Genomic DNA, 24,835 nt, shown 5'->3' with positions numbered 1-24,835 from the left:
CTAGTTCGCCCCGGCGTCGAGCGCGCAGACGGGCGCCGAGTCCCAGTTGAGGTTGCCGTCCGGCAGCTCCACGTGGAGGCCGAGGCCCAGGCCCAGGCCGTCCGGTACGGAGTCCCAGTTGAGGTTTCCGTCGGGGATCAGGTCCCAGTTCAGGTTGCCTTCCAGGGTCGCGCCGGCGGCCTCGCAGTTCAGGGAGACACCGGCGTCCGCGGGACCGGCACCGGTGTCGGCCTGGGCGGTCGCGCCCAGGGAAGCGAATGAGAACACAACCGCGGCGGTCGCGAAACCGAGAATTCGACCAGCGCTGCTCATGCCTTTGTCCCCCAATTGTCATCCCCGCCCGCCGGGTGGTCCTGAAACCGGACGGCAACGGGTAACCCTGCTCTGTCCGTGATCCATTCTGAGCGAAAAGAAGGCACCGGGAAAGGTTTTCCGGTGGCAGGAAAAGACCAGCGGCAGCCTCATGCCACCACGGCCACCGGTCCGGGTGTCACCGCAGCTGGCGAGGGGTGCGGCGGGCCGCCGGCGCAAACCGGCGCACCGCCTTTGGCATGGTGCTGCCATCGGGAAAATGCTGCCACCAATACCCCCTTCCGCGCGTGTGTTCGCATGAGCAGAATCCACCCGGCGGGGGTTTCTTCCATCATGTACGGACGGCCCCCGCCTGAAACGCCAACGTCAACATCTGGCCGGATTCCCTCCATCTCTCATTCACTTCACCGGAATCCGGTCCGCTTCGAAGGGGGACTTCCCGATGCGCCGCACCATGCTCAAGTCCAAGATCCACCGGGCGACGGTCACCGAGGCCGACCTGAACTACGTGGGCTCGCTGACCCTGGACCCCGTCCTCATGGAGGCGGCGGACCTGCTGATCGGCGAGCAGGTGGCCATCGTGGACGTCAACAACGGCTCGCGCCTGGAGACATACATCATCGAGGGCGAGCGCGGCTCGGGCGTCGTCTGCATCAACGGCGCGGCGGCGCGCCTGGTCGCCCCGGGCGACATCGTCATCATCATCGCGTACGGGTCGGTGGAGGAGGACGAGATCGGCAAGCGGGAACCGCGCGTCGTCTTCGTGGACGACGCCAACCGCATCGCCCACATCGGCAGCGACCCTTCCTCGTGACCCGGTAGCACCCGACGCCCCCGTGCCCCCGTCCGCTCCCGGCGGGCGGGGCGGGGCGGCGTCACACCGCCACGGCCACGAGAAACAATCGGGGGATCTGCACATGATCGAGGCCATCGAACAGCCCATGTCCGCGACGCCGGACGTCCGCCGGCTGCGCCATCTGCTCGCCGAGCGGAGGCAGGCCCGCGGCTGGACCCAGGAGGAGCTGGCGGAGCGCTCCGGGGTCAGCGTGCGCACCATCCGCAACATCGAGACCGGCTCCAACAACCGGCCCCGCCGCGCCTCCGTCGACCTGCTGCTGGGCGCCTTCGGGACCTCGCTCGCCGAACTCGCCGGCGCGGAGGGTCTCCACCCCGGCCAGGAGGTCACGCCGCTCTTCCTGCCCCGCCAACGGGACACCTCCGGGCACTGGCCGCATCCGGTCGACCCGGACCGCTGGCGCGGCCCCCGCCCGCTCACCGAGGCCATGGCCGGGCGCGACGACGACCTGCGCCATGTCCTGGGCACCATGCGCCGGGGCAGGCTGCTCGTCCTCACCGGGCCCGGCGGCGTCGGCAAGACCCGGCTCGCCCTGACCGCCGCCGCCCGCCTCCAGGAACGCTTCCGGGACGGCGTCGGCGTGGTCGAACTCGGCGCGTGCGTCCCCGAGTCGGCGGACCCGGCCGCCGCGCGGGACCAGGTGCACCGGGCCGTCGACGCGGTCCTCGCGGAGGCGGTGGCCCGCGAGCCGGGCCGGGAGCTGGACCTGCTGCTCGTCGTGGACAACGCGGAACACGTCGTCGCGACGGTCTCCCGGCTGGTCCTGCGGCTCGTCGTGACGCATCCCGGACTCCGGGTGCTGATCACCTCACGGCGGCCGCTGGCGGTCCTGTCCGCGGACGTCTGGGAGGTGTCCCCGCTCCCGGCGGGCGAGCCGTGCGCGGACCCGGCGACGAGCGGTGCGGCCCCGCACGCGGGAGACGGCGTCACCGGGAGCCCGGACGCCCTCCCCGCCGCCGTGGAACTGTTCCTGCGCCGTGCCAGGTCCACCGTGCCCACGCTGGACCTGGGCAGCCGCCTCCCGCAGGTGGCCGAGCTGTGCCGGCGGCTTGACGGGCTGCCGCGCGCGATCGAGGCGGCCGCGCACTGCATCCGGACCGTGTCGCTGGAGTCCCTGCTGTACAGCGGTCCCGCGCTGTACATGTTCGACCGGTTCGACCTGTCGGCGGTCTCGCACCACCGGAATCTCGCGGACAGCGTGCGCTGGAGCTACGACCTGCTCACCGCCGAACAGCGGGACCTGCTGCACCACTTGGCCCGGTCCTTCGACTCGTTCACCGTCGAGGACGTGGTGAGCGACCACCCGGCGGGCGCCTGGACGGCGGGCAGCGTCGTCTGCGGCCTGGCCGAGCTGGCCGACGCCTCCCTGATCCGCGTGCACCGCGGCACCCGGTACGGCTACCGGGTCTACGGATGGATCAAGGCGTACATCGACACACTCGACGAGGAGTCCGGCCGCACGCTCGGCGCCTGACGCCCATCGGAATCCCGCGCCCCCTCCCCCTCCCCCTCACCCCGCCCGCAGGGCCAGCGCCACCTGGTGGCCGCCGAAGCCCGACGCGTTGCTCAGCACAGCGACCGGTCCGGCGGGCAGGGGGCGCGGGGCCGCCCGGACCACGTCCAGCTCGACGGTCTCGTCCAGCTCCTCGATGTTCACGGTGGCCGGCGCCACCCGGTCCCGCAGCGCGAGCACCGCCGCCACCGCGGACAACGCCCCGGCGGCGCCCAGCAGATGGCCCGTCATCGACTTGACCGCCGACACCGGGACCCCGCCCGGCCCGAACAGCGCCCCGATCGCCCGGCTCTCGATCATGTCGCCGCCCGGGGTCGAGGTGGCGTGCGCCCCGATCTGGACCACGTCCGCGGTGGTGAGGCCGCCGTCCGCGAGGGCCCGTTCCATCGCCCGGGCCAGGGACTTCCCGGTGGGCTCGGGCCGGGCCATGTGGTGGGCGTCCGCGCTCATCCCGGCCCCGGCGGCCTCGCAGTAGATCCTGGCGCCCCGGGCCCGCGCGTGCTCGGCCCGTTCCAGGATCAGCACCGCGGCCCCCTCCCCCATGACGAAGCCGTCCCGGCCCGTGTCGAAGGGGCGCGAGGCCCGCTCCGGGTCCTCGTTGCGCCGGGACAACGCGGTCATGTTCGCGAACCCGGCGATCGCCAGCGGATGGATCGCCGCGTCGCTCCCGCCGACCGCGACCACATCGGCGCGCCCCAGCCGGATCAGGTCCAGCCCGGCCGCCACGGCCTCGGCGCCCGCCGCGCACGCGGTGGCCGGGGCCTGCGCGCAGGCCCGGGCGCCGATGACCATGCTGGCCTGGGCGGCCGGGCTGTTGGCCATCAGCATCGGGACCGCGATCGGCGAGACCTTCCGGGGCCCGCCGGTCCGCCGCGCCTCCTCGCCCGTGAGGGCCGTGCCGAGCCCGCCGAACGCGGTGCCGACGACCGCCGCCGTCCGGTCGGCGTCCGGGCCGCCGTCCTGCCCGGCCGGGGCGGTGAACCCGGCGTCCGCCCACGCCTCGCGGAGCGCGACGACGGCGAACTGCCCGGCCCGGTCCATCCGCCGCGCCTCGATCCGGTCCAGCACGGACGTGGGCTCCACGGCCGCCCGGGCGGCGATCCGCACCGGCAGGTCCTTCGCCCACCGCCCGGTGAGCGCGACCGCGCCGCTGCGCCCGGCGAGCAGCGCCTGCCAGGTGGCCGGGGCGGTGCCGCCGAGCGGGGTGGTGGCTCCGAGGCCGGTGACCACGACGTCGTGCAGGGTGCGGGACATGGACTCGTTCTCCTCGGCGGCGTACGAAGGGGATGGGGCGTACGAACGGGACGGGGTGTTACGCGGTCGCGTCGATGAGGCTCTTGGGCCGCATATCGGTCCAGTTGGCCTCGATGTACGCGAGCGCCGCCGCCCGGTCGGACTCCGCGTGCGCCACGGACCAGCCGGCCGGGACCTCCGCGAAGGACGGCCACAGCGAGTGCTGTCCCTCGTCGTTGACCAGGACCACGAAGGTCCCCTCCTCGTTGTCGAACGGGTTCGCCATCACTGCTCTCCTTCGGTGGGTACGAGCACGGCGGCCAGGGCGGCCGGAGTGCGATAACGGTGAAGTGTCACGAGGTCCGGCCCGGCGCCCAGCGCCTCCCGGACGCGCCCGGCGAGCCGGAGGGCCCGCAGCGAGTCGCCGCCCGCGTCGAAGAAGTCCTCGTCGGCGCCGTGGTGTTCGCGCCCCAGCACCGAGGCGAACAGCGCGCACAGCGCCTCGGTCCGCGCCGGGGGCGCGGCGGCGGGCGCGGGCGGCGCGGCGGGCACCCCGCGCACGGCCAGGACGGGCAGCGCGGTCCCGGGCAGCGCCCCGGCCGGGGTCCCCGGGTCCTCGGCGAAGGCGGTGAGCAGCGCGGTGAGCCGGTCGAGCACGGCGGCGGCCTGTCCGGCGTCCACCAGCTCGGCGCGGTGGCTGACCTCCAGATACATCCGGTCGCCGGGGACGGCCATCAGCTTGAGCGGGTAGTGGTAGGCGTCCCGGCCGTGGAAGTCGGCGACGCGCAGGCCCGCGCCGGGTACGGCGGGCAGGGCCGCGGCTCTCGGGTAGTTCTCGAAGACGATCGACGTGTCGTAGAGCGGCCCGGCGCCCCCGAGGCGCTGGATGTCTGCGGGTCCGAGGTGGTGATGGTCCGCCAGTCCGGCCTGGGCGGCCTGTACGCGTACGAGCAGGGCGCGCAGCGGCTCGGTGGGGTCGGCCGCGTCGACGCGGACCGGCACGGTGTTGATGTACAGGCCCACCATGTCCTCGATGCCGGGCAGTTCGGGCGGCCGCACGGAGACGGTCGCGCCGAACACCACGTCCCGGCGGCCGGTCAGCTCGGCGATCAGCAGCCCCCAGGCGCCCTGGACCACGGTGTTCGGGGTCACCCCGGCCGCGCGGGCGGCGGCGGTGAACGCGGCCGTGAGGTCCTGCGGCAGTTCGGCGGTGATCCGCTCGGGGAGGGTCGTCAGGGTGCCGGTGTCGTGGCCGGGGGCGATCAGGGACGGCCCGGGCAGGCCCTTGAGCGCGGTGCGCCACGCCTCGCGGGCGGCCTCGCGGTCCCGGCCGGCCAGCCAGGCGGCGTACTCCTGGGCGGGGACGGGCCGGGGCAGCGCGGCCGGGTCTCCGCCGCTCAGGTACAGCGTGAACAGGTCGCGCAGCAGCACCGAGGTGGACCAGCCGTCGGTCAGGATGTGGTGGCTGGTGAAGACCAGGGCGTGCCGGTCCGGCCCCGTCCTGAGCAGCGTGAACCGCAGCAGCGGCGGCCGGTCCATGGCGAACCTGGCCCGCCGGTCGCGGGCCAGGAAGGCGTCCAGCCGGGGGCGTGGCGACGAGCCGTCCGGGCAGGTCAGGTCCAGCTCGGCCCAGGGCACTTCGACGCGTCCGGCGACGGCCTGGACGGGTTCGCCGGAGGCCAGCAGCGGGAAGCCGGTGCGCAGGGCCTCGTGCCGGTCGGTGAGGGCCTGGCAGGCGCGGCGCAGGGCCCCGCTGTCCAGGGCGCCTTCGAGTTCGGCGACGAGCTGGACGTGGTAGACGTCGGCGGCCCCGCTGTCGTACCGGGCGTGGTGCAGCAGCCCTTCCTGGAGCGGCGTCGCGGGCAGCAGCCCGGTGGGCGGGCCCGCGGGCCAGGTGGCTTCGAGGGTTTCCAGCTCGTCCTGCCCGATGTCCACCAGCGGTACGTCGGAGGGGGTGAGGCCGCCCGCTCCGGGCCGCGCGGTGTGGGCGACGAGCTCGCGCAGGGCGGCGAACCACGCCTCGCCCAGCTCCGCCGCGTCCGCCTCGGTGAGCAGGGCCCCGGGCCAGGACCAGGTCGCGGTGAGCCGGGGCCCGTCCGGCAGGTCGTGCGTGACGGCGTTGACCTCGATGACGTGCGGCATGGGCAGCCCGTCATCGGTCCCGGACACCACGGCGTCGGCCTCGGCCGCGATGTCCCACACGCCTTCGCCGGGTCCGGAGATGCGGCCGAGGTAGTTGAACCCGATCTGCGGGGGCGCGTACGCGGCGAGCGGGCCGGCCGTGTCCGGGTTGAGGTGGCGCAGCAGCCCGTAGCCGATGCCGTGGCCGGGGATGGCCCGCAGCTGCTCCTTGACCCGCTTCACGGCCCGGTCGAGGCCACCGGTGCCGGGGTCCACCCGTACGGGATACAGGCTGGTGAACCACCCTGCGGTACGCGACAGGTCGAGCCCGTCCGCGATCTCCTCCCGCCCGTGCCCCTCCAGGTCCACGAGCACCCCGCGCGCCCCGTCCGTGCCGCGCGCCCGGCGCCAGGAGTCGACGGCCAGGGCGAGCGCGGTGAGCAGGATGTCGTCGACGCCGGTCCGGAAGGCGGCGGGCACCCCGGTCAGCAGCGGTTCGGTGTACGCGGCCGGCAGGGTCAGGGTCAGCGAGCGCGCGGTCCCGTACACATCGCGCGCGGGGTCGAGCGGCCGCGCGGCGAGCGCGGGATCGCCGCCGGACAGGATGTCTTCCCAGAGCGGCAGCCGCTCGGTGTGCCGGGGGTCGAGCGCCGCCGTGTGCAACCGCTCGGACCAGGTGCGCAACGAGGTGTGTACGGGGTCGAGTCCGGGCGTACCGCTGTCGGCGGCGGACTCCCACGCCCGGTGCAGGTCGGGGAGCAGGATGCGCCAGGAGACGCCGTCCACGGCGAGGTGGTGCACGGTGAGCAGGAGGCGGCCGTCCGCGTCGGGGCCCGCGTCGAACCAGACCGCCTCGGCCAGGCGGCGGGCGGCGGGGTCGAGCCGGTCGCGGGCGGCGGCGGACTCCTCGGCGACGGCCGCCCGCAGCGCGTCCGGGCCGAGGCCGGTGACGTCGCGGCGGCGCACCAGGTCCTCGGCGCGGACCGTGCCGGGTGCGGCGATGTCCAGGGCCCAGTCCCGGCCGTCCGGTCCGGTGGCGAGGCGGCGCATGCGGAGCGCGTCGTGCCGGTCCAGGACCCGCTGGACCGCCCGGGCCAGCCGGTCGGTCGTGCCCAGGTGCGGGACGCGGATCAGGACGGACTGATGGAAGCCGTCGGAGGGCCCGCCGCGCTCGCGGAGCCAGTGCATGACCGGGGTGGGCCTGAGCGGTCCGACGCCCGCGTCCGGGTGTTCGGCCGGGCGGTCGGCGACGGTCCTGGCGACCCGGGCGAGAGCGGCGGCGGTCCGGTGCGTGAAGACGTCCTTCGGGGTGATGACCAGGCCCGACTTGCGGGCCCGGGCGACGAGTTGGATCGAGATGATGGAGTCGCCGCCGAGGTCGAAGAAGCTGTCGTCCACCCCGGGCGCGGCCACGCCCAGCACCTCGGCGAACAGCGCGCACAGGGTCTCCTCGGCGTGCCCCGATGGGGCCCGCCCGCCGGAGCCGGTCGCGGCGGCCGGGGCGGGCAGCGCGCGGCGGTCCAGCTTCCCGTTCGGCGTCAGCGGCAGCCGGTCCAGCCAGACGACGGCCCCGGGGACCATGTATTCGGGCAGGGCCCCGGCCGCGTGCGCGGTGAGCGCGGCCGTACGCCCTCCGGCATCCGTGGTGCCCGCGGCCACCACGTATGCCACCAGGCGCTTCACGCCCGGCTGGTCCTCCCGGACCACGGTCGCGGCCTGGGCCACCGACGCGTGGCCGGCCAGGACGGTGTCGATCTCGCCCAGCTCGACGCGCAGGCCCCGGATCTTGACCTGGTCGTCGCTGCGGCCGAGGTATTCGAGGACCCCGTCGGCCGTCCAGCGCACCACGTCACCGGTGCGGTACATGCGGGTGCCGGGCTCCCCGTACGGGTCGGCGACGAAGCGCTCGGCGGTGAGGACGGGCCGGTGCGCGTAGCCGTGGGCGAGCTGCGCGCCCGCGAGGTACAGCTCGCCGGGGACTCCGGGCGGGACGGGCAGCAGTGCCTTGTCGAGCACCAGCAGGCGGGTGTTCCACACGGGCCGGCCGATGGGCACGGACCCGGCCCCGGCGTCCGGCCGGCACTGCCAGTACGTGACGTCGACGGCCGCCTCGGTCGGCCCGTACAGGTTGTGCAGCTCGGCGCCCTCGGGACCGAGGAGGTCCAGGAAGCGGTTCTGGGTGGCCACGGGCAGCGCCTCGCCGCTGGAGAAGACGCGCCGCAGTCCGGTGCGGCGCGCGGCGGCCGGTTCCTGGAGGAAGACCTGGAGCATCGAGGGCACGAAGTGGGCGACGGAGACGTGCTCCCGCCGCACCAGCTCCGCCAGATAGGCCGGGTCCTTGTGCCCGTCCGGGCGCGCCACGACCAGGGTGGCGCCGGTGTGCAGCGGCCAGAAGAACTCCCATACGGAGACGTCGAACCCGCACGGGGTCTTCTGGAGCACCCGGTCCCCGGGCCCGATCGGATACCGGTCCTGCATCCAGCGCAGCCGGTTGACCACGGCGGCGTGCGGCACCATGACGCCCTTGGGCCGCCCGGTCGACCCGGACGTGAAGATGACGTAGGCCGCGCTCTCCCCTCGCGGCCCGTCCGGCGCCCCGGAGACGTCCTCCCCCGGCTCCACCGGCTCCACCGGTGCGTCGAGCAGCAGCCGGGGCGCGGCCGTCTCCGGCAGCGCGGCGGCCGTCGCGGTCCCGGTGAGCAGCAGCGCGGGGGCGGCGTCTTCCAGGAGCCACCCGATCCGCTCGGCCGGGAGGTCCGGGTCGACCGGCACATAGGCGGCGCCCGCCGCCTGCACCGCGTGCAGGGCGACGACCAGGGCGGCGGACCGGGGCAGCGCGACGGCCACGGTGTCGCCGTGCCGGACCCCGTGCCCGCGCAGCCGGGCGGCCAGGGCGCGGACCCGCTCGGCGGTCTCGGCGTACGTCAGGGTGGCGTCCTCGGCGACGAGGGCGACGGCGTCGGGGGTACGGGCGGCCTGCTCGGCGAACATCCGGGGCAGGGTGGTGTCCGCGACCGGGTGCGCGGTGTCGTTCCAGGTGTCCAGCACCCGGCGCCGCTCGTCCGGGGTGAGCAGTGCGACGCGTCCCACCGGGGTGTCCGGGGCGGTGAGCCAGGTCTCCAGGAGGTGGCGGACCCGGGCGGCGACGCTCTCCGCTTCGGCCCGCTCGTACAGGTCCCGCCGGTAGTTGACCTCAAGCCGCAGCCGCTTGCCGGGGACGGCCATCAGGCTGAGCGGGTAGTGGGTGGAGCCGGCCGAGCCGTCGCCCTCGACGGCGGTCAGCCGCAGGCCGCCGGCCGGTGCGCGTACGTCGTCCCAGCTCATCGGGGCGTTCCCGAACGCCACGGAGGTGTCGAAGAGTTCGCCGAGCCCGGCCCGCCGCCGCACATCGGCGAGGCCCACATGATGGTGCGGTTCCAGCGCCGACTGCTCCCGCTGGATGCGGGCGGCCAGCGCGCCCAGCGCCTCGCCCGGGTCGAGCCGCACCCGGACCGGGGCGGCGTTGATGAGCAGGCCGACGATGTCCTCGACGTCGTCCAGCCCGGCCGGGCGGCCGGACACGGTCTGCCCGAAGACCACGTCCCAGCGCCCGGTCAGCCCGCCGAGGACCAGCGACCAGGCGGCCAGGACCACGGAGTTGAGGGTGAGCCCGGCCGCGCGGGCGGCGGCGGTGAGCGCCCCGGTGGTCTCCTCGGTCAGCTCGGCGGCGGCCAGGCGGGGCATCGCGGCGCCCCCGGCCGCGTCGGCGCCGGGCGCGACGAGGGTCGGCTCGCCGAGCCCGGCCAGCGCCTCGGCCCAGGCGTCCTGGGACGCGGTCCGGTCCTGCCCGGCGAGCCAGGAGAGATAGCGGGCGAAGGGGACCGCGGGCGGCAGCGCGTGGCCGTCGCCCCCGGCCGCGTACAGCACCAGCAGGTCGCGCAGCACGATCTGGAACGACCAGGCGTCGAGCAGGATGTGATGGTACGTCAGGATCATCACGTGCTCGTCGTCGGCGAGCCTCGCCAGGGTGAAGCGGATCAGCGGCGGGCACCCCATGTCGAAGCCCCGGGCCCGGTCGTCGGTCCGGTAGCGGGCCAGCCGGTCCCGCTGCTCGTTCGCCGGGAGCCCGCTCAGATCGAGGTCCGTCCAGGGCGTCGCGGCCCGCCGCCGTACCAGCTGCACGGGCTCGCCCGTCTTCCGCTGCTGGAAGCCCGCCCGCAGCACCGGATGCCGCTCCAGCAGCGCCCCGCACGCGGCCCGCAGCCGGTCCGCGTCGAGCGCCCCGCTCAGCCCGAAGGCGACCTGGATCGTGTAGACGTCGACGCCCTCCTCGTCGTACAGGGCGTGGAAGAGCATCCCTTCCTGCAACGGCGACAGGGGCAGGGCCGCTTCGAGAGGAGACGGCTTCACGTGGAGCCTCCGGCAGGAGAGGGCGGGCGGGTGGTCAGGCGACGGAGCGCGACGGCTTGGCCGCGACGAACGCGGTGATCGCGTCGACGGAGCAGAAGTGCACTTCGTCCAGCTCGTCGGTGCCGACCTGGACGCCGAACGCGCGCTCCACGTAGGTCACGAGCTGGATGGTGAACAGTGAGTTGGCGAGGCCCGCGCCGAAGATGTTGAGGTCGTCGGCGACGGGCGTCGCCAGCTCCTCGGTCAGATAGGCCCTCACCTGGGTGCGGATGGCTTCGGTCTGCTCGGTCGTGGTCACCGGGACGGTCCTTCCTGTGGTGGATGTACGGGGACGGGGACCGGCAGGACGCCGGTCAGCGCGGCGACGGTCGCCGCCGGTTCGGACTGCGGGAAGCCGTGCCCGCCGGGCAGCAGCGTCGTGGTGTGCTCGCCGGCCGCGCAGGCGCGCCACCCCTCGATCAGGGCGGGCGGTGCGAGCGTGTCGTCCACCCCGCCGAACACATGGAGCGGGCAGCCGACCCGTACCGGCCCGGCCGTCACGATCCGTTCGGCCAGCGCCAGATCGGCGCGGACCGTGCGGAACACGTACGCGGCGTACGCGCCGTGCCGCAGCAGCTCCGGCGGCAGCCCGCCGATCCCGGTCAGCCAGTCGGCCAGGCCCCGGTCGTCGTAGGCCGCGACCGAGGCGCCGGGCGGGGTGTGCGGCGCCCGCGACCCGGACACGACGAGCGCGGCCGGTGCGGGCACCCCCTCCCGGGCGGCCAGCGCGGTCACCGCGTGGGCCAGCAGCGCGCCCAGACTGTGCCCGAACAGGACGTACGGCACATCGAGTTCGGGGCGCAGCCCGTCGAGCAGCCGGCGCGTCACGGTGGCCGGGTCCGGGGGCAGCGGCTCGGCGGTCCGGGGCCCCCGGCCGGGCAGGGTCACGGTGGCGATCTCGACGCCGGGCGGCAGATGCGGCCGCCAGGCGGTGAACGCGGCGGGCCCCGCGCCCGACTGCGGCAGGCAGATCACCCGCGTACGCGGCCGGTCCACGGCGCCGAACCGGCTGCCGATCCACGGGTTGTCCCCGGACGTGACGGTCATCGGATCAGGCCAGGTATCCGGTGAGCCGGTCCAGCACGGACTCGGCGAGCCGGGTGCAGAAGGCGCCGGACGTCCGGTCCGGGTGGTAGCCGATCACCAGCCGCCCGTGCGTTCCGGCGGCCGGCCAGACCTCGGCGTGCACCTCGCCGGAGACCCCGGGGTAGTGCGGCCGGAAGAACTGCGACGCCATCCCCTTCAGGGCCAGTTCGCCCAGGCCGTTGTCCTGGAGCACGAACATCGTCTGGAACATCCGGTTGCGGTCCGTGGACTCCGTCTTCAGCTGGAGCCCGGCGATCTCCGAGATCGACAGGTCCTGCGCGGAGAACGCCTCCGCGACGGCCGCCGCGGTGGCGGCGATCGACGCGGCGGGCGAAGCGTCCGGGTCGGTCCTCGGCCGCAGCGGCAAAATGTCGATCAGGCAGCCCGCGGCCCGGCTCAGGACGCTGTTGCCGCGCCGGTTGACCGGTGTGCCGACACCGAAGTCGTGCTCGCCGACGAGCTCCGCCATGGCCTGCCCGTACGCGCTCAAGTACACGGCGAACGGGCTGACCCCGTGGCGCTGCGCGAGCCCCCGCACCCCGTCGGCGAGCCCGGCGGGCAGCGGCAGGTCGATCATCCGGCAGGGCGTCCCGCGCGGCGCCTCCGCACCGCCCGGGTAGTCCAGCGGCGTCATGCCGTTGATCGTGCGCCGCCAGTACTCGCGCTGGGCGTCGAGATCCACGTACGGGAGATGCGCCTCCAGCGCCTCCGCCACCTCGCGCGGGCCGGGGGCGGGCTCCAGATCGGGCGTCCGGCCCTCGGCGTACGCGTTGTAGGCGGCCGACAGGTCGTGCGCCAGGACCTCGGAAGAGCCGCCGTCGAACGCCACGTGGTGGACGGCGTATCCGAAGAGGGTGACGTGCGCCTGGCGCACCGCGACGAAGACCGGCCGCCACACATCGCCGCGCACCAGCCGGAAGGGCTTGGCCAGTTCGCGGGCGAGCACGCTCTTCGCCTCCTCCTCGGTGTCCGCGAGGAACGCGCCGAGCGGCGGGGCGGGCAGGGCGGCGGGGCGGACGTACGGCTGCTCCTGGAAGAGGTATTCGGCGCTCAGATAGCGGTGCCTGCGGTGCAGGTACTCCACGGCGGCGGCCAGCGCGGCCCGGTCGGGGCGGCCCTCGATGCGCCAGCAGCGCACCGAGTGCAGCGACAGGTCGTCGGGCTTGAAGACGTGCTTCATGAACATGAAGGTCTGCGTGGGCGAGAGCGGGGCGCGCGTGTCGTCTCCGGCCTCCGCGCCCTCGCCGGGTGCCTGCCGCGGCCGCCCGTCCGTGGCGTGAATCCACTCCGCGAGCCCGGCGGCGGTCCGCTGCCGGTAGATCTGCGAGATCGGCACCGGCCGCCCGAGCGCGTCGCCGAGCCGGGCGCAGACGCGGCCGATCTCCAGCGAGGTCACGCCGAGCGCGGTCAGCCCGGTGTCCCAGGGCACGTCGTCGGCCGGCAGCCCGGTGACCCCGGCGAGCGCGGCGGCGACGGCCGCCCGGATCGCGGGCAGCCCCCGCCCCACCGCGTCCCCGCCCCGCTCCGGACGGCCGGGGTCACCGGCCGCCACCCCCTCCGCTGCGACGGTCGCCGCGAACGGGACGACGGCATGGGGGCCGGTGCTGGCGGGCATAGCGGGTCTCCTCTATACGTCTGCGGGGGGGCGGGTCCCCGGCGATCCTGCCAACGCCCGGGAACGCCTTCCAGGCAGGAACCCGGCAACTGGCACCCCGCCCCGAACGGCCCCGTACTGCCGGTTCGTTGCCTGGTCGGCGGGGTTTCGCCCCGGCAGCATCGAATGGGACCAGTGCGCGAAACCCCACCGAGAGGAACCAGCGGGCATGCGACGTGACGGTACGGAGACGGGCCCGCCCCAGGACGATCCGCCCGCCGGTGCCCGGGTCTCGCTGTGGCGCAACCGGGACTACGTCGGCTGGTGGACGGGGCACGGCCTCTCCGCGCTCGGCACCAGCGTCTCGAACATCGCCTTCCCGCTGCTGATCCTGTACGCCACCGGATCGGTCGCCCGGGCCGGGGTGATCACCGCCGCCACGATGGTCGGCACCCTCGCGACCACGCTCCTCGGCGGCGCGCTCGCGGACCGCGTCTCCCGCCGGCTCATCCTGATCACCGGCCCCCTGGTGCAGGCGGCGGCGCTCGGCGCGGTCGCGTACGCCGTCCACCGGGGCGAACTCGCGCTGTGGCTGCTGTGCGTCCTGGCCTGCGTGGCCGGTGCCGCGTCCGGGATCACCTCGGGCTCGACGATCCCCTCGCTGCGCCGGATCGTGCCGAAGGAGCAGATCGGGGAGGCCACCGCCCGCTCGATGGGCCGGGACATGGCGGCCCGGGTCATCGGCGCACCGCTGGGCGGGCTGCTGTTCTCGGCGGCGCGCTGGGCGCCCTTCCTGGCGGACGCGGTGTCGTTCCTCTTCGCGTCCCTGGGCGCCGCGCTCATCCGCCGCCCGCTCGGCCCGGACCGCGCACCGGGCGCGGAGCGCCCCGGCATCGGCCGGGACGTGCTGGCCGGCTACCGCTTCGTCCGCGACCACGCCTATCTGCGGTTCACGGTGATCTGGGTGGCGCTGCTCAACGCGGTCGCCCAGGGCTTCTTCCTGCTGCTGATCGCCCTCGTGAAGCACCGCGGCGGCGACCCGCAGACCATCGGCCTCGTCAACGCGACGGCCCTGGTCGGCGGGGTCGTCGGCGCGGTGATCGGCCCGCTCCTGCTGGCCCGGGTCCGCGCCCGGACCGCGCTGCTGGTCTCCGCCTGGGTCTTCGTGGAGTCCTTCGCCGTCGTCGCCCTGGTCCCCGAGCCCTGGCAGATCGGCGCGGTGCTGCTCGTGGCGACGGCGGCGATGGTCCCGCTGAACGTGATCCTGGAGTCGTACGAGGTCCGGCTCGTGCCCGACGAGTACAGCGGCCGGGTCTCCGCCGTGAGCCGCTTCGGCATGCAGGCCCTGCAATGGACGGGCCCGCTGGCCGCCGGCTTCCTGGGCGACCGGCTCGGCGTGCAGGGCGCGGTGCTGTTCCTGATGGTGCTGATGGCCGCGCTGGCGGTCGCCCTGCACCTGACCCGCTCCCTGCGGGTGCTGGACGAACCGGTGGACGCGGTGGCGGAACTGCCGGTGCCGGGCACACGGGAGGGCGCGGGGGTCCAGGGCGTGTCCGACAGGCCCTAGGACCGGTCGAGCGCCCAGGTCTGGAGGGCGTACGGGCGCCCCTTCTCCTCGCCCTCGATGAGCGGTACGCCGAGCAGCCGGAAGCCGGTCGCGGTGGCGACGGCGACGCTGGCCGCGTTCTCCGCCTCCAGCTCCAGGATGACCCGGTCGGCGCCCAGCTCCTCGAAGGCGTACGCGGCCATCACCCGCACCGCCCGCCCGGCGAGCCCCTGCCCGCGGTGGGCGGGGCCGACCGCGTAACCCAGCTCCGTGCCCTCCGGGGCGCGCCTCAGCATGACCTCGCCGAGCGGGGCGCCGCCGTCCAGCGTGATGGCGAGCAGGACGGCCGTGCCGTCCGCCCGCAGCTGCCGGGCCTTCACCAGCCGGGCGCGGGCGGCCTCGGCGTCGAACGGCGAGACGATCGGCGTCCAGTGCGCGATGTCCGGGTGGTCGAAGAGCCCCGGCATGGCCGCGAGGTCGTCCTCGGTCCAGTCGCGCAGGACGAGCCCCTCACCCGTGAGTTCGATGTGCTGGGGGAAGGGGGGCGTGGCGCTGCTGGTCATGCCGGGGACCCTATCCGGGCGTTCCCGGGACACCAAGGCGTTTCCCCGGTCCGCTCAGCCCAGGGCCGTGTCCAGCAGCTCCGCCCACTGGGCGACCACCTTGCGGCGGCGGGCGGTGTCGTCGGTGAGGACGTTGGCGAGGCCGAGCCCCCGGGCCATGTCGAGCAGCCCCTGCACGGTCTCCCGCACCCCGGGCCGCGCCTCGTCGGCGCGCAGCAGGTGGACGGCGATGCGGTGGGTCTCGCGGCCCACCCTGGCCTCCAGCTCCGTGACCCGGGGGCGTAGTTGCTCCTCGTTGGACGCGGCGACCCAGAGCTGGAGGGCGGCGCGGAAGAGGGGGCCGGTGTAGAGGTCGACCAGAGCGGCGACGACGGCGGCGCGGTCCTGGTCGGGGACGGCGCGCAGGGCGGCCGAGCGTTCCTCGGCGACGTATTCGACGGCGGCGGTGAACAGGTCCTCGCGGGTGGGGAAGTGGTGCTGGGCGGCGCCCCGCGAGACCCCGGCCCGTTCCGCGACGACGGCGACGGTGGACCCGGCCCAGCCGTGCTCGGCGAGGCAGGCCACCGCGGCCTCCAGGAGGCGCCGGCGGGTGGCGCGGCTGCGGTCCTGTTTGGGGCCCGGGCTGCTGCCGCCCGGTGTCACAACGCCCATGCGGGGTCCCGTCGTTCGAGGAAGGCCGTCATCCCCTCCCGGGCCTCGTCGGAGGCGAAGAGCCGGGCGGAACGGGCGATGAGGTCTTCGGCGTGCTGGTCGAAACTCTGGAGCACAGTAGCCGTGACCAGCGCCTTGGACGCCGCCAGCCCCTGCGGCGAGGCCCGCCGCAGATCGTCCAGTACGAGGCCGAGCGAGCCGTCCACGTCGGTGGCGGCCATCGTGACGAGGCCGATGCGCTCGGCCTCGTCCGCGTAGAACTTCTCGCCGGTCAGGTAGTAGCGGGCGGCGGCGCGCGGGTCGATGCGCGGGAGCAGCGGCATCGAGATCACGGCGGGCGCGAGGCCGAGCCGTGCCTCGGTGAGCGCGAAGGTCGACCCGGTCCCGGCGACGGAGATGTCGCAGGCCGCGAGCAGCCCGAGCCCGCCGGCCCGCACATGCCCGTCGACCCGGGCCACCACGGGCTTCGGCAGCGCGACGATCCGCCGCATCAGGGCCACGAAGTCGTGCGGATCGGCCGGCGCCCGCAGATCCGCGCCCGCGCAGAAGGTGGTCCCGGTGTGGGTGAGCACGACGGCCCGCACGGACTCGTCGGCCGCGCACGCGTCCAGCGCCTCCGCGAGACCGGCGACGAGCCCGGCACTGAGCGCGTTGCGATTGCCGGGCGAGTCGAGCGTGAGGGTGGTGACGCCGCGCGTGTGGGCGGGCGGTGCGAGCGGGCTCATACGCGTACTCCTTCTCTGCCGGCCGTGGTGTCGAGCGTGGCAGCAGGCCCGGGAACAATCAAGCGCGCTTGCATGATTTTACGGTCGTGCGGGCCGGTCCGCCGTGACCAGCCAGGAGGTGCTGCGCAGCCGGACCGTGCCGTCCGCCGCCTCGTGGCCGCGCAGATGGCCCGCGAGGACTTCGCGCGCACGGGCGCGGGCCGCCGGATCGGCCTGCCGCATCAGATGGCGCCCCGGCCCCGTGCCCAGCAGAAAGTCCGCCGCGTCCCCGGCATCGGCGCCCCATGTCCCGTACGCCTGGGCCTGGTTGACGGTGATACGGGAGTAGCCCGCCGCCGTGAGGATCTCGCGGATGCGGTCCGGGGCGGCCAGCGAGAACATCCCCGGGAGCCCCGGCCGGCCGAAGTCGCCGACCGGGAGGACACCGCGGAGGGCGGCCATCGCCACGACCCAGTCGTTGAGCGCGGCGTCGGCCGGGCAGACGAAGGCGAGGCGCCCGCCGGGGCGCAGCGCGCGGCCGATGTTCCCGAAGGCGGCCACGGGGTCGGCGAAGAACATCACCCCGTACCGGCTGATCGCCGAGTCGTGGGCGCCGGGCTCGAAGCGGTGCGTCTGGGCGTCGCCCTGGACGAAGGACACGTTGCCGACGCCCTCCCGCTCCGCGCGGGCCCGCGCCTCGGCGAGCATCGGCCCGGACAGGTCGAGGCCCGTCGCGCTCCCCCGGGGTGCCCGGAGCGCGGCGAGGCGCGTGGTCCGCCCGGTGCCGCAGCCGAGGTCGAGGGTGCGATGGCCGGCGGTGATGCCGGCGGCGTCGAGGAGGGGGGCGTCGAAGCCGCCATTGACAGCGTTCCAGCGGTCCTGATGGACGACCCAGTGCGCGCCTTCGGGGCCGTTCCACGCCTGCGCCTGCTCGGTGTTGACGATCTCGGACACGGGTGCCTCCTGGGTGGGCGCCGAGGTATGGGCGTACGCCCAAACAGTATGGGCGAGCGCCCAAACCCGCAATCCCCGATACCATCCGGAGCGGTCGCGCCCGTCAGGGGCGGAGGAAGCAGAACGGAAGAAGGCCCATGTCACCGCGCGGAGTGGCGACGCCGGACGTGCGCGAGCGGCTGTTCGCGGCGGCCGAGCGCATCGCGGAGAGGGACGGCCCCGGCGCGCTCACCAGCCGGGCCGTCACGACGGAGGCGGGCTGCGCCAAGGGGCTCCTGCACACGCACTTCGCGGGCCTCGACGCGTTCATCGCGGAACTCTGCCTGGACCGGTTCGCCCGGACGGCCGAGAAGGCCCGCGCCCTCGCGTCGCTGACCGGCCGGGCGACCGTCCAGGAGAACCTGGAGACCGTGGTCCTCGCCCTGTTCACCTCCGGCGGCCCCGCGATCTCGGGCCTGGCCATGACCCGCCCGGCAGCCACGACCCGCGTCCGCCAGGCCCTGGAGTCCGGCGCCCCGGGCTTCACCGCGGTCCAGGACGCGATCACGGCCTACCTGACCGACGAGCAGGCCCGGGGCAGGGTGCCATCGACGGTGGACGCCCCCACGGCGGCCCTGGCGATGGTCGGCACCGCGCACCACCTCCTGATGACGACATGGCCGGACGCGCCGGACCCCCGCCCGGCGATGACCCGGCTGGTGGGGGTGCTGGTGGGGGGCTAGGGCCTGTCCCGCCCCGGCCGTTCGCCCCGGGGCCATCCGGTCAGCTTCATCGCGCCGTAGCCGACCCGGGCGACCCCCAGGTCCCCGCCCATGTCCCATCGTATGGAGTTCATGTGACCCAACGTAGGACACCGGCCACCCGTCACCGCCCGTCCAGCTGCAACGGCGGGTTCGGGTCCGTCTCGTCGCTCATGAAGTCCTTCATGCCCTGCCACAGCGACCGGGCCCGGTGGACCGTGGCGCCCCGGGCGTCGGCCAGCACCTCGGCACGCTCGCCGTAGCCGGCCGGGAGCGGCGGGAGGCCCAGCGCGGTCAGGGTGCGGATCAGCAGCTCCGACGGGTCGCCCGGGTCCCGCAGCAGCCGTGCGATCTCGCGGGCGTCGCCCTGCCCGGCCGCCGCGACGAGCAGTTCCGCGTGCCCGCGCGCGGTCTCCTGGGACGGCGTGGAACCGGCCCCCGCCCACCGGTGCCGGACGGCCGTCCGGCCCTTGGCTACGACGCTGAGGACCCGCGCCCCGCGCCCCTCGCAGCGGGCGACCAGCGTGGTCAGCCCGACGGAGTCGAACGCGGTCTCCGCCACCGCCGCGAGCCCGTCGAGCCGCAGCACCGTCGCCCGGCGCCCGCGCTTGCCCGGCGGCTCCTGCGAGGGGGCCGGCTCCATCAGCGTCCACCGCCCGGCCGGGGCGAGCCGGACGGTCGCCCCGCACAGCAGCAGCTCCTGCGAGACGCGCTGCGGTACGCCGGGCACGTACGCGATCTCGTGGGCCGCCTCCGCCCGCGCGGACTCCGGCAGCGGTACGCCGGGGGCGGGGACGGTGCCGTTACGGGGGACGGCGGCGGCGAGCCCGGCCCTGGCCCACTCCCGGACCTCCCGGAACGCCGCCAGGGGCTCGCCCATGTAGACCCACGGGTGCGCGGTGGCGTACCGCCCGATGGACCGGTAGACGTCCAGCGACTCGGCCCAGCGTTCCCGCCCGTTCAGCGCCCACACCAGGTGGTTGCGGATCAGCCGCGCCGCGTGGTCCTCGGGCGGGCGCGAGACGGAGTACGCCTGCGCGGTGGCGATGATCGCGTCGATCCGGTCGGGGCCGAGGACTCCCCGCTTCCTCTCCTCCGGGCCGAGCTCGGCCAGCGCGACGACCTCCAGGGCGCGCAGGGGCGAGCCCTCCGGCGCGTCGGCGGCGACGCCCGCCGCGTAACCGAACATCTCCTCATGGCTGCCGTGCCACTTGGCGGCGAGATACTGCACCGCGTGCACATGGGTGGGCAGATGGTGCGGCGCGCAGGCGAGCGCCTGGCCCAGGCAGTCCTCGAAGACGTCACGCGGGGCCTGGGCACCGATGCAGTGGGGCAGCACGGCGGACCACGGCACCGGGTCGCCGGGGCTCGCCGCGACGGCCGCCTCGATGACCGGCAGCGCATCGTCCAGCAGCGCGTGGAAAGCCCGGAACCGCTCCTCGCCCACGTCCTCGGCCCACGCGGCCGTACGGACCTCCCACGCCTCCTCGATACGCCGGAACGCCTCGACGACAAGCGCGTCGGGATCGTCCGGCGCCGCCCCCGGCCAGACCGCGCCGCTCTCGGCGAGGGCGGTGACGACCTCGTGCCGCAGCATCCAGTCACCCTCCGCGCGGGTGGCGGCAAGGAGCGCGCGCACCGCCTCGTACGCCCCCCGGCGGGCCGCGGCCAGCGCCTCGACGGCCCGCGCGTCCGGCGCGTCCACGACGACCGCGTGATCCGGCACCAGCCCGACCCCGGTCGCCTCCAGGTTCCGAACCATCCGCCCCACTTTGCCGAACACCCGCGCCCCCTCCGTAAAACCGTATGCCCCGCCCTGGAGAGGGAGAGGCGCAGTTAATCACGGGTGGGTCATGACGCGGCATTCCGGGCGTCGATCAATCCCCCGATGGTGAGGAGAACCGCGGGAAACACGATCAGCACGCACGCCATCAGCCAGCCCATCCGCTTGGTCGTCCTGACCGCCACCTTCCTGCAGAGCAGGACCGCGGGGCCCAGGTAGAGAAGTAGGCCGAAGAAGGCCAGGTACAGAAAGCCCACGAGGCTGCATCCCTCCGATCGCCGGATGAGGGGACCGACCGGTGCGGGTCGGTCCCCTCATCCTCTCAGTGCGTCAGAACGCCGGTTCGTTCACCCCTCACCGTGTGAGGTTGACGGTGAACCGGTTCGCCGGCTCGTCACAGTGCACCACCCCGTCCGGCCGGTTGCCCGGGCCGTCACCAAGGAACGGAACCGGTGCGTCCACGCCCCACGGGTTGCCGCCGCTGCCGCGGTGGTACACGTCACACGAGCCGTACGCGTTTCCGTTCGGAGCGGTCAGGGGAAAGTTGGAGAAGTTCTTCCAGTCGCCGACGTTGACCCGGTGGTTCGACGGGTTACCGAGGTTGTCGGTCATGAGGCCGTCGACGTACACGTACAGGTCGGGCATGTAGGACTGGAAGACGATCCCGTTCGACGGGTTGGCGTCCTTGTCCTCACGCAGATGGGTCGGCTTGACCGACCCGTCCGCGCAGAAGGCCGCGGAGATGTCCTGCCAGATCGGCGGGGCATTGCCGATCATGGATCCGCCCATGTTGTTGGTCCCCGATCCCGTGTTCTTGAAGAACATCGAGTAGACGTCCCCCGCGAACCGCTTCACGGCGTAATTCGTCTCCAGGTTGGAGTTGATGGCGTCGACCCACGCCTTGACGTTGTCGTTGATGTACTCGTGGCCGATCATCGCCCGGTAGCCGTGCACACCGCCACCGACGCCACGGAAGTCCACGCACTCCCCCGCGTCGTCGAGGCGGGCACCGCGGAAGTGGGGGAAGTATGCCTGGCCAGGCGTGTCTCCGTCCGTGTAGGGACGTGAGTAACGGTCCTCGCCGTACTCCAGTGCGTCCTGAGTGGAGTAGTCGATGTCCGGCGCGGGGATGTCGTAGTCCGCCTCGATGGTCTTCATGATCTTCGTGACGAAGTGGGGCAGGTGGGCGTTGCCGACGCGGGAGCGGAAGTCCGACCCCACGCTGCCCTCGACGATCTTTCCGTCCTCACCGACCACGAAGGTCACGTTCACATCGGATCTGATCTTGTAGCTGTTGGGGTCCTTGTACGCCTCGGACGCCGACTTGGACGGGTCGGGGCGCTGGTTGGACATGGCCATCCACACCGGGATCGACATGGCGGGGGCCGAACCGTCGGCGCGTGGCTCCCAGCCGCCTGCCTTGATGTCCTTCGCCCAGGCGTCGGCCGCGTCCCACGTCTTCTGTCCCGTGCACTCACCGACGGCGTCCGCCGTCGGGCAGCGTGCCTCAGAGGTCAGACCGTGTGCGTCGGCCTCGGTGTTGTTCCACAGGGGGCCCTGGTAGGCGAGCCCCATGCCCCAGTCGTAGAGCGACTTCATCGACCGGACGGGTGAGTTGATCTCGGTCGACACCGGCCAGTTCGAGTTGAGCTCCTGGTTCGGGTCGAAGATGGCGGCCGCCGTGACGGACCGGTGCACAAAAGTGCCCTTGATCGGCTTGAACGCGACGGAGTTCCAGGCGACGTCCCGGTCGGCGGTGCCTGTCTTGGTGTAGTTGGTCAGCGTGACCTTCGGCGTCGAGGTGAACTGGTAGGCGCCGAGCTGGACCCACTTGCCGTTGTTCGCGTTCTGGTCGACATAGCGCTCGTACGGGCCGCCGGAGGCACCACTGATCACGTACCGGGCGTGCCGGGTCTGCGCGCCGGTGTCCGGGATGTAGGCGTACACGGCGGCGAGGTCGTAGGACTTGCCCGCCGTCCAGGTGCCCTCGATCGACATCCGGTTGCCGTCCCCGCCGAGGTGGTCCTCGTTACGGGTATGGGTGTACCAGAAGTGGCCGCCGTGGCCACCGCCGATCGAGTGCAGGTCCGCCTTCGCCTCGTAGTGGCCGTCCCAGTCGGGGAAAAATGTGAACTGGAAGCTGCCGGTGGAGGACGCCGCACCGCAGGTCGACCAGGTTTCGGTGCCGTTCGGGATGGATGTCACCACGTCCGAGCCCGAGGGAGCGGTGCCGCACACCGGCGTTCCGTTCTTCAGCCGGTAGCCCCGGCCGGGTTCGGAGCGCAGGGTGACATACTTGATGTTCTCGTTTCCGCAGGTCGTGGCGCAGTCGGCCTTCCAGGTGGCGTTCTCCTCGTTCCACCAGAACTGCCGATAGCATGCCTCGTCCGGGCAGTCGATCGGGCTGGTCGTACTGCAGTTGTTCTTCTCGTTGCAGAAGGTGTCGAGCGGCGGGCTGACATGGCGGCGGTCCTCGACGGTCGTCCACCAGGCCGGGCGGAAGCCCGCCGAGGAGAACCCGGATTCGCCCTTCCAGTCCTGCCGGCCGTCCGTGGCGTACGAGAAGCCGGTGTCGATGGACCAGGCGGACCAGCCCATCACCTTCTCCTCGTACGGCCAGTACTGCGGGTGTGCCGCGTCCCGGATGTAGTCGGGGTCGATGCTGACATCCATGAACGGGTGGTCCCAGGCGCCTTCCTTGTACATGGGATTCGCCGGGTTGTTGTACCAGCCCAGGCCCCACTTGCCCCCGTTCTCGCCGGACGCCGAGGGCGGGTTGAAACCGAGGTTGTAGTTCCAGGCGGCGGTGAACCAGTTCTCCACCCGGGACGGGTCGTCGTTGTTGACGGTGACCCGCTGCCCGGAGGTGTGCACCTCGTTCCACTTGTCCGCGAGGATCTTCATGGAAGCCGCGATGTTGGCCGCGTAGTCGATCGAGACGAGCTTCTGGAGCTTCGGGTCGAGACTGGTCTGGCCCGGCTTCTTGTGCTCGGGCAGCCGCATGCCGTCCGTCACCTGCCCGACTCCGTAACCGCAGTCGGAGTCCTCCCAGTCGATGCGCCAGTATCCGAGCAGGGTGTCCTTCGCGTTATGGCCGTAGTAGCCGTCGACGGCCGCCAGCGGATTGCCCATCTGGCCGGGAATCGCCCCGGACTCGGCCTGCCACAGGTTGGATTCCTGGGCCAGGATCCCGAGCAGGACGTTGGCGGGAATCCGTCCGCCGCCCACGAGCTCCGGACGCTTGAACAGACCCTGCGGATCGATGGTGCCCAGACCGGCCTGACTGCGGTAGTCGCCTTGGCGCAGCCAGTTGCCGTGCAACTCGCCGCGCACCGCCATGTCGACGGCCCACTCCACCTGGTTCGGCGTCGGCTGCAGCGCCTGGAGGCTCATGTCGTTGCGGGACACCGAGCACCAGCGGTCGGTGTCCCGCGGGTCGTGGGAGACGGGGGCGTCCGCCGCCGTGGCCGAGGTGCGCGACAGAGTGCGTGGCTTGGTGTCACCGGTCAGCGCGGGTGACAGACCGTCGTCCATGCGTGGCGGTGTGGAAACGACCCGTTGTTCGATCTCCTCACCCGTCGTGGTGGCGGTCGAGGTGACGGTGAGTGTGGTGTCGTCGGCACCTGTGGCGGGAGCCTCGCCCGACCGGTCGCGTACCCCGGCCTGCGGCTCGTCCACCTTGTTGAACCCCTTGCCGACCGACCTGATCCTGGTCAGTCCGGCTCGGACCCCGGGCGTCAGGACCGGTTCGACGGCGAGCCGGCCGTGCGAGGAGACAGCGGTGTCGGCCGGTGCGTCCAGCCTGGTGACACCGGTTCCCTTCACCCGGACGTCCTTGGCGTGTCCGGTGAGGAAGGCGCGGCCGTTCGCGCCGGGGGTGAGGTCGAGGTCGCCGAGGCGGCCGGTGGCCACGGTCTTCGGCCTGCCACGGCCGCTGTACACCTTCGCCTGTGCCGTCTTCGTGCCCTTACGGTCCACGAAGCCGATCCGGCCGTCCGTCATGGGACGGATGTCGAAGGGAATGCTGTCGCCGGTGGCGAGCTTGCGGATTCGGCCCGAGCCGTTGATGTGGACCAGGTCCCGGCCCAGGCCGGCGACGAAACCGTCCGACACCGGTGCCGCCGACGACACCTGGCCGCGCAGCTCACCCGACTTCAGCACGGTCCTGCCGGCGGTGTCCACGGTGATCACTCGCGTTTTGACCTTCGACACGTCGTTCATGTCGCGGTACTGGGTGAACGCGGCGGTGTGCGTGGTCGTGTTGCACGTGGGGTCGAAGTAGGCGAGCGTCGCGGTGAAGGGCAGCTTCGTGACGTCGCCGGTCTTCGTGTTCACGATCGCGGTGAACGCGCCGCCCTGCATCAGGTCCGGTTTGTTCGTGAACGCTCGCGGGGCGTAGACGGCCGCGACATGGGAGTCGTCCATGACGCACTGGTTGCCGATCCATGAATCGGCGGGCATGCCCGGTTCGTTGAGGACCGCTGCCGTCTGCCAGGCGTAGGCCGTCTCGGCCTCGGCGGCGAGGATGTGCAACCCGTCGGCGTCGGCGGCGGCCGTGACCGCCCGGTCCTCGGAGGTGGCCCAGCCCTTGCCGAGCCGCTGGTCGGGATCGCTGACCCGGCCCGATCCCTCGGGGTGGGCAGCGGCTTTGGGCGAGGGTTTCGTCGGTGGGCGTTCCGGTATGGCGGCCTGCGCCGCACCGCTCTGTATCAGCCCGGCCAGGACGGCGCCGGCCGCGAGGCCCGCCATCC

The 24,835-nt window shown here is 73.5% G+C and carries 18 protein-coding genes; 4 read left to right on the top strand and 14 right to left on the bottom strand.

Features of this window, described 5'->3' with window-relative positions:
- Positions 1–267 carry a hypothetical protein gene (locus OG338_RS17000; protein WP_405938135.1) on the bottom strand — a complete coding sequence of 89 codons (267 nt, stop codon included), beginning with the start codon at positions 265–267 and terminating at the stop codon, positions 1–3.
- A 487-nt stretch (positions 268–754) separates the two neighbouring features.
- Between OG338_RS17000 and panD the strand changes: the two genes are divergently transcribed.
- Positions 755–1,126, top strand: a complete 372-nt coding sequence (gene panD / locus OG338_RS16995; RefSeq protein ID WP_405938134.1) for an aspartate 1-decarboxylase — start codon at positions 755–757, stop codon at positions 1,124–1,126.
- 103 nt (positions 1,127–1,229) lie between these two features.
- Positions 1,230–2,642 (top strand): ATP-binding protein, encoded by a 1,413-nt coding sequence (locus tag OG338_RS16990; RefSeq protein WP_405938133.1) that lies wholly within the window; start codon positions 1,230–1,232, stop codon positions 2,640–2,642.
- Positions 2,643–2,678: 36 nt separating this feature from the next.
- Here the strand turns inward: OG338_RS16990 and OG338_RS16985 are convergent, their stop codons facing one another.
- The 6 genes from OG338_RS16985 to OG338_RS16960 are packed head-to-tail and all read right to left on the bottom strand — an operon-like array spanning position 2,679 to position 13,164.
- Positions 2,679–3,935 (bottom strand): beta-ketoacyl-[acyl-carrier-protein] synthase family protein, encoded by a 1,257-nt coding sequence (locus tag OG338_RS16985; protein ID WP_405938132.1) that lies wholly within the window; start codon positions 3,933–3,935, stop codon positions 2,679–2,681.
- 58 nt (positions 3,936–3,993) lie between these two features.
- A complete protein-coding gene (locus tag OG338_RS16980) occupies positions 3,994–4,200 on the bottom strand; it encodes an MbtH family protein (RefSeq protein ID WP_405938131.1) in 207 nt (68 codons plus the stop codon).
- A complete protein-coding gene (locus OG338_RS16975; protein ID WP_405938130.1) occupies positions 4,200–10,424 on the bottom strand; it encodes an amino acid adenylation domain-containing protein in 6,225 nt (2,074 codons plus the stop codon). Before OG338_RS16975 ends, OG338_RS16980 begins: the two co-directional genes overlap by 1 nt.
- Before the next feature lie 34 nt (positions 10,425–10,458).
- Entirely contained in the window at positions 10,459–10,722 is a 264-nt protein-coding gene (locus OG338_RS16970; protein WP_405938129.1) for an acyl carrier protein, read from the bottom strand.
- Positions 10,719–11,510 carry a thioesterase II family protein gene (locus OG338_RS16965; RefSeq protein ID WP_405938128.1) on the bottom strand — a complete coding sequence of 264 codons (792 nt, stop codon included), beginning with the start codon at positions 11,508–11,510 and terminating at the stop codon, positions 10,719–10,721. The genes OG338_RS16970 and OG338_RS16965 overlap by 4 nt, the downstream gene beginning before the upstream one ends.
- A 4-nt stretch (positions 11,511–11,514) precedes the next feature.
- The gene (locus tag OG338_RS16960; protein ID WP_405938127.1) at positions 11,515–13,164 is read right to left on the bottom strand and encodes a condensation domain-containing protein; all 1,650 of its coding nucleotides are present in this window, start codon (positions 13,162–13,164) and stop codon (positions 11,515–11,517) included.
- 208 nt (positions 13,165–13,372) lie between these two features.
- Between OG338_RS16960 and OG338_RS16955 the strand changes: the two genes are divergently transcribed.
- Positions 13,373–14,710, top strand: a complete 1,338-nt coding sequence (locus OG338_RS16955) for an MFS transporter (RefSeq protein WP_405938126.1) — start codon at positions 13,373–13,375, stop codon at positions 14,708–14,710.
- Here OG338_RS16955 and OG338_RS16950 read toward each other — a convergent pair.
- From OG338_RS16950 to OG338_RS16935, 4 genes are all read right to left on the bottom strand, one after another.
- Positions 14,707–15,252, bottom strand: coding sequence for a GNAT family N-acetyltransferase (locus tag OG338_RS16950; protein WP_405938125.1), 546 nt, complete (start codon positions 15,250–15,252; stop codon positions 14,707–14,709). The genes OG338_RS16955 and OG338_RS16950 overlap by 4 nt on opposite strands.
- Before the next feature lie 54 nt (positions 15,253–15,306).
- A complete protein-coding gene (locus tag OG338_RS16945; RefSeq protein ID WP_405938124.1) occupies positions 15,307–15,903 on the bottom strand; it encodes a TetR/AcrR family transcriptional regulator in 597 nt (198 codons plus the stop codon).
- Positions 15,891–16,628 (bottom strand): enoyl-CoA hydratase family protein, encoded by a 738-nt coding sequence (locus OG338_RS16940; protein WP_405938123.1) that lies wholly within the window; start codon positions 16,626–16,628, stop codon positions 15,891–15,893. Before OG338_RS16940 ends, OG338_RS16945 begins: the two co-directional genes overlap by 13 nt.
- A 78-nt stretch (positions 16,629–16,706) precedes the next feature.
- Positions 16,707–17,561 (bottom strand): class I SAM-dependent methyltransferase, encoded by an 855-nt coding sequence (locus OG338_RS16935; RefSeq protein WP_405938122.1) that lies wholly within the window; start codon positions 17,559–17,561, stop codon positions 16,707–16,709.
- Between the two features lie 137 nt (positions 17,562–17,698).
- On the opposite strand from OG338_RS16935, the gene OG338_RS16930 reads away from it, so the two are divergent.
- On the top strand, positions 17,699–18,283 hold the full coding sequence (locus OG338_RS16930; RefSeq protein WP_405938121.1) for a TetR/AcrR family transcriptional regulator: 585 nt from the start codon (positions 17,699–17,701) through the stop codon (positions 18,281–18,283).
- Positions 18,284–18,425: 142 nt separating this feature from the next.
- Here the strand turns inward: OG338_RS16930 and OG338_RS16925 are convergent, their stop codons facing one another.
- The 3 genes from OG338_RS16925 to OG338_RS16915 all read right to left on the bottom strand — a co-directional run bounded on the left by OG338_RS16925 (position 18,426) and on the right by OG338_RS16915 (position 24,833).
- Positions 18,426–20,063 (bottom strand): hypothetical protein, encoded by a 1,638-nt coding sequence (locus tag OG338_RS16925; protein ID WP_405938120.1) that lies wholly within the window; start codon positions 20,061–20,063, stop codon positions 18,426–18,428.
- 89 nt (positions 20,064–20,152) lie between these two features.
- On the bottom strand, positions 20,153–20,341 hold the full coding sequence (locus tag OG338_RS16920; RefSeq protein WP_405938119.1) for a hypothetical protein: 189 nt from the start codon (positions 20,339–20,341) through the stop codon (positions 20,153–20,155).
- Between the two features lie 97 nt (positions 20,342–20,438).
- Positions 20,439–24,833, bottom strand: coding sequence for a hypothetical protein (locus tag OG338_RS16915; RefSeq protein WP_405938118.1), 4,395 nt, complete (start codon positions 24,831–24,833; stop codon positions 20,439–20,441).
- Between the last annotated feature and the right edge of the window lie 2 nt (positions 24,834–24,835).

Source organism: Streptomyces sp. NBC_00726 (assembly GCF_045161735.1).
Taxonomy (GTDB): domain Bacteria; phylum Actinomycetota; class Actinomycetes; order Streptomycetales; family Streptomycetaceae; genus Streptomyces.
Note: the sequence above shows the minus strand (reverse complement) of the source record. Positions and strands in the feature narration are given on the sequence as shown.

What these genes read in the sequence shown, in the direction of transcription:
- OG338_RS16980 (WP_405938131.1), bottom strand. Translation starts at nt 4,200, where the DNA reads ATGGCGAACCCGTTCGACAACGAGGAGGGGACCTTCGTGGTCCTGGTC.
- OG338_RS16990 (WP_405938133.1), top strand. Translation starts at nt 1,230, where the DNA reads ATGATCGAGGCCATCGAACAGCCCATGTCCGCGACGCCGGACGTCCGC.
- OG338_RS16985 (WP_405938132.1), bottom strand. Translation starts at nt 3,935, where the DNA reads ATGTCCCGCACCCTGCACGACGTCGTGGTCACCGGCCTCGGAGCCACC.
- OG338_RS16925 (WP_405938120.1), bottom strand. Translation starts at nt 20,063, where the DNA reads ATGGTTCGGAACCTGGAGGCGACCGGGGTCGGGCTGGTGCCGGATCAC.
- OG338_RS16960 (WP_405938127.1), bottom strand. Translation starts at nt 13,164, where the DNA reads ATGCCCGCCAGCACCGGCCCCCATGCCGTCGTCCCGTTCGCGGCGACC.
- OG338_RS16930 (WP_405938121.1), top strand. Translation starts at nt 17,699, where the DNA reads ATGTCACCGCGCGGAGTGGCGACGCCGGACGTGCGCGAGCGGCTGTTC.
- OG338_RS16955 (WP_405938126.1), top strand. Translation starts at nt 13,373, where the DNA reads ATGCGACGTGACGGTACGGAGACGGGCCCGCCCCAGGACGATCCGCCC.
- OG338_RS16950 (WP_405938125.1), bottom strand. Translation starts at nt 15,252, where the DNA reads ATGACCAGCAGCGCCACGCCCCCCTTCCCCCAGCACATCGAACTCACG.
- OG338_RS16940 (WP_405938123.1), bottom strand. Translation starts at nt 16,628, where the DNA reads ATGAGCCCGCTCGCACCGCCCGCCCACACGCGCGGCGTCACCACCCTC.
- panD (WP_405938134.1), top strand. Translation starts at nt 755, where the DNA reads ATGCGCCGCACCATGCTCAAGTCCAAGATCCACCGGGCGACGGTCACC.
- OG338_RS16965 (WP_405938128.1), bottom strand. Translation starts at nt 11,510, where the DNA reads ATGACCGTCACGTCCGGGGACAACCCGTGGATCGGCAGCCGGTTCGGC.
- OG338_RS16945 (WP_405938124.1), bottom strand. Translation starts at nt 15,903, where the DNA reads ATGGGCGTTGTGACACCGGGCGGCAGCAGCCCGGGCCCCAAACAGGAC.
- OG338_RS16915 (WP_405938118.1), bottom strand. Translation starts at nt 24,833, where the DNA reads ATGGCGGGCCTCGCGGCCGGCGCCGTCCTGGCCGGGCTGATACAGAGC.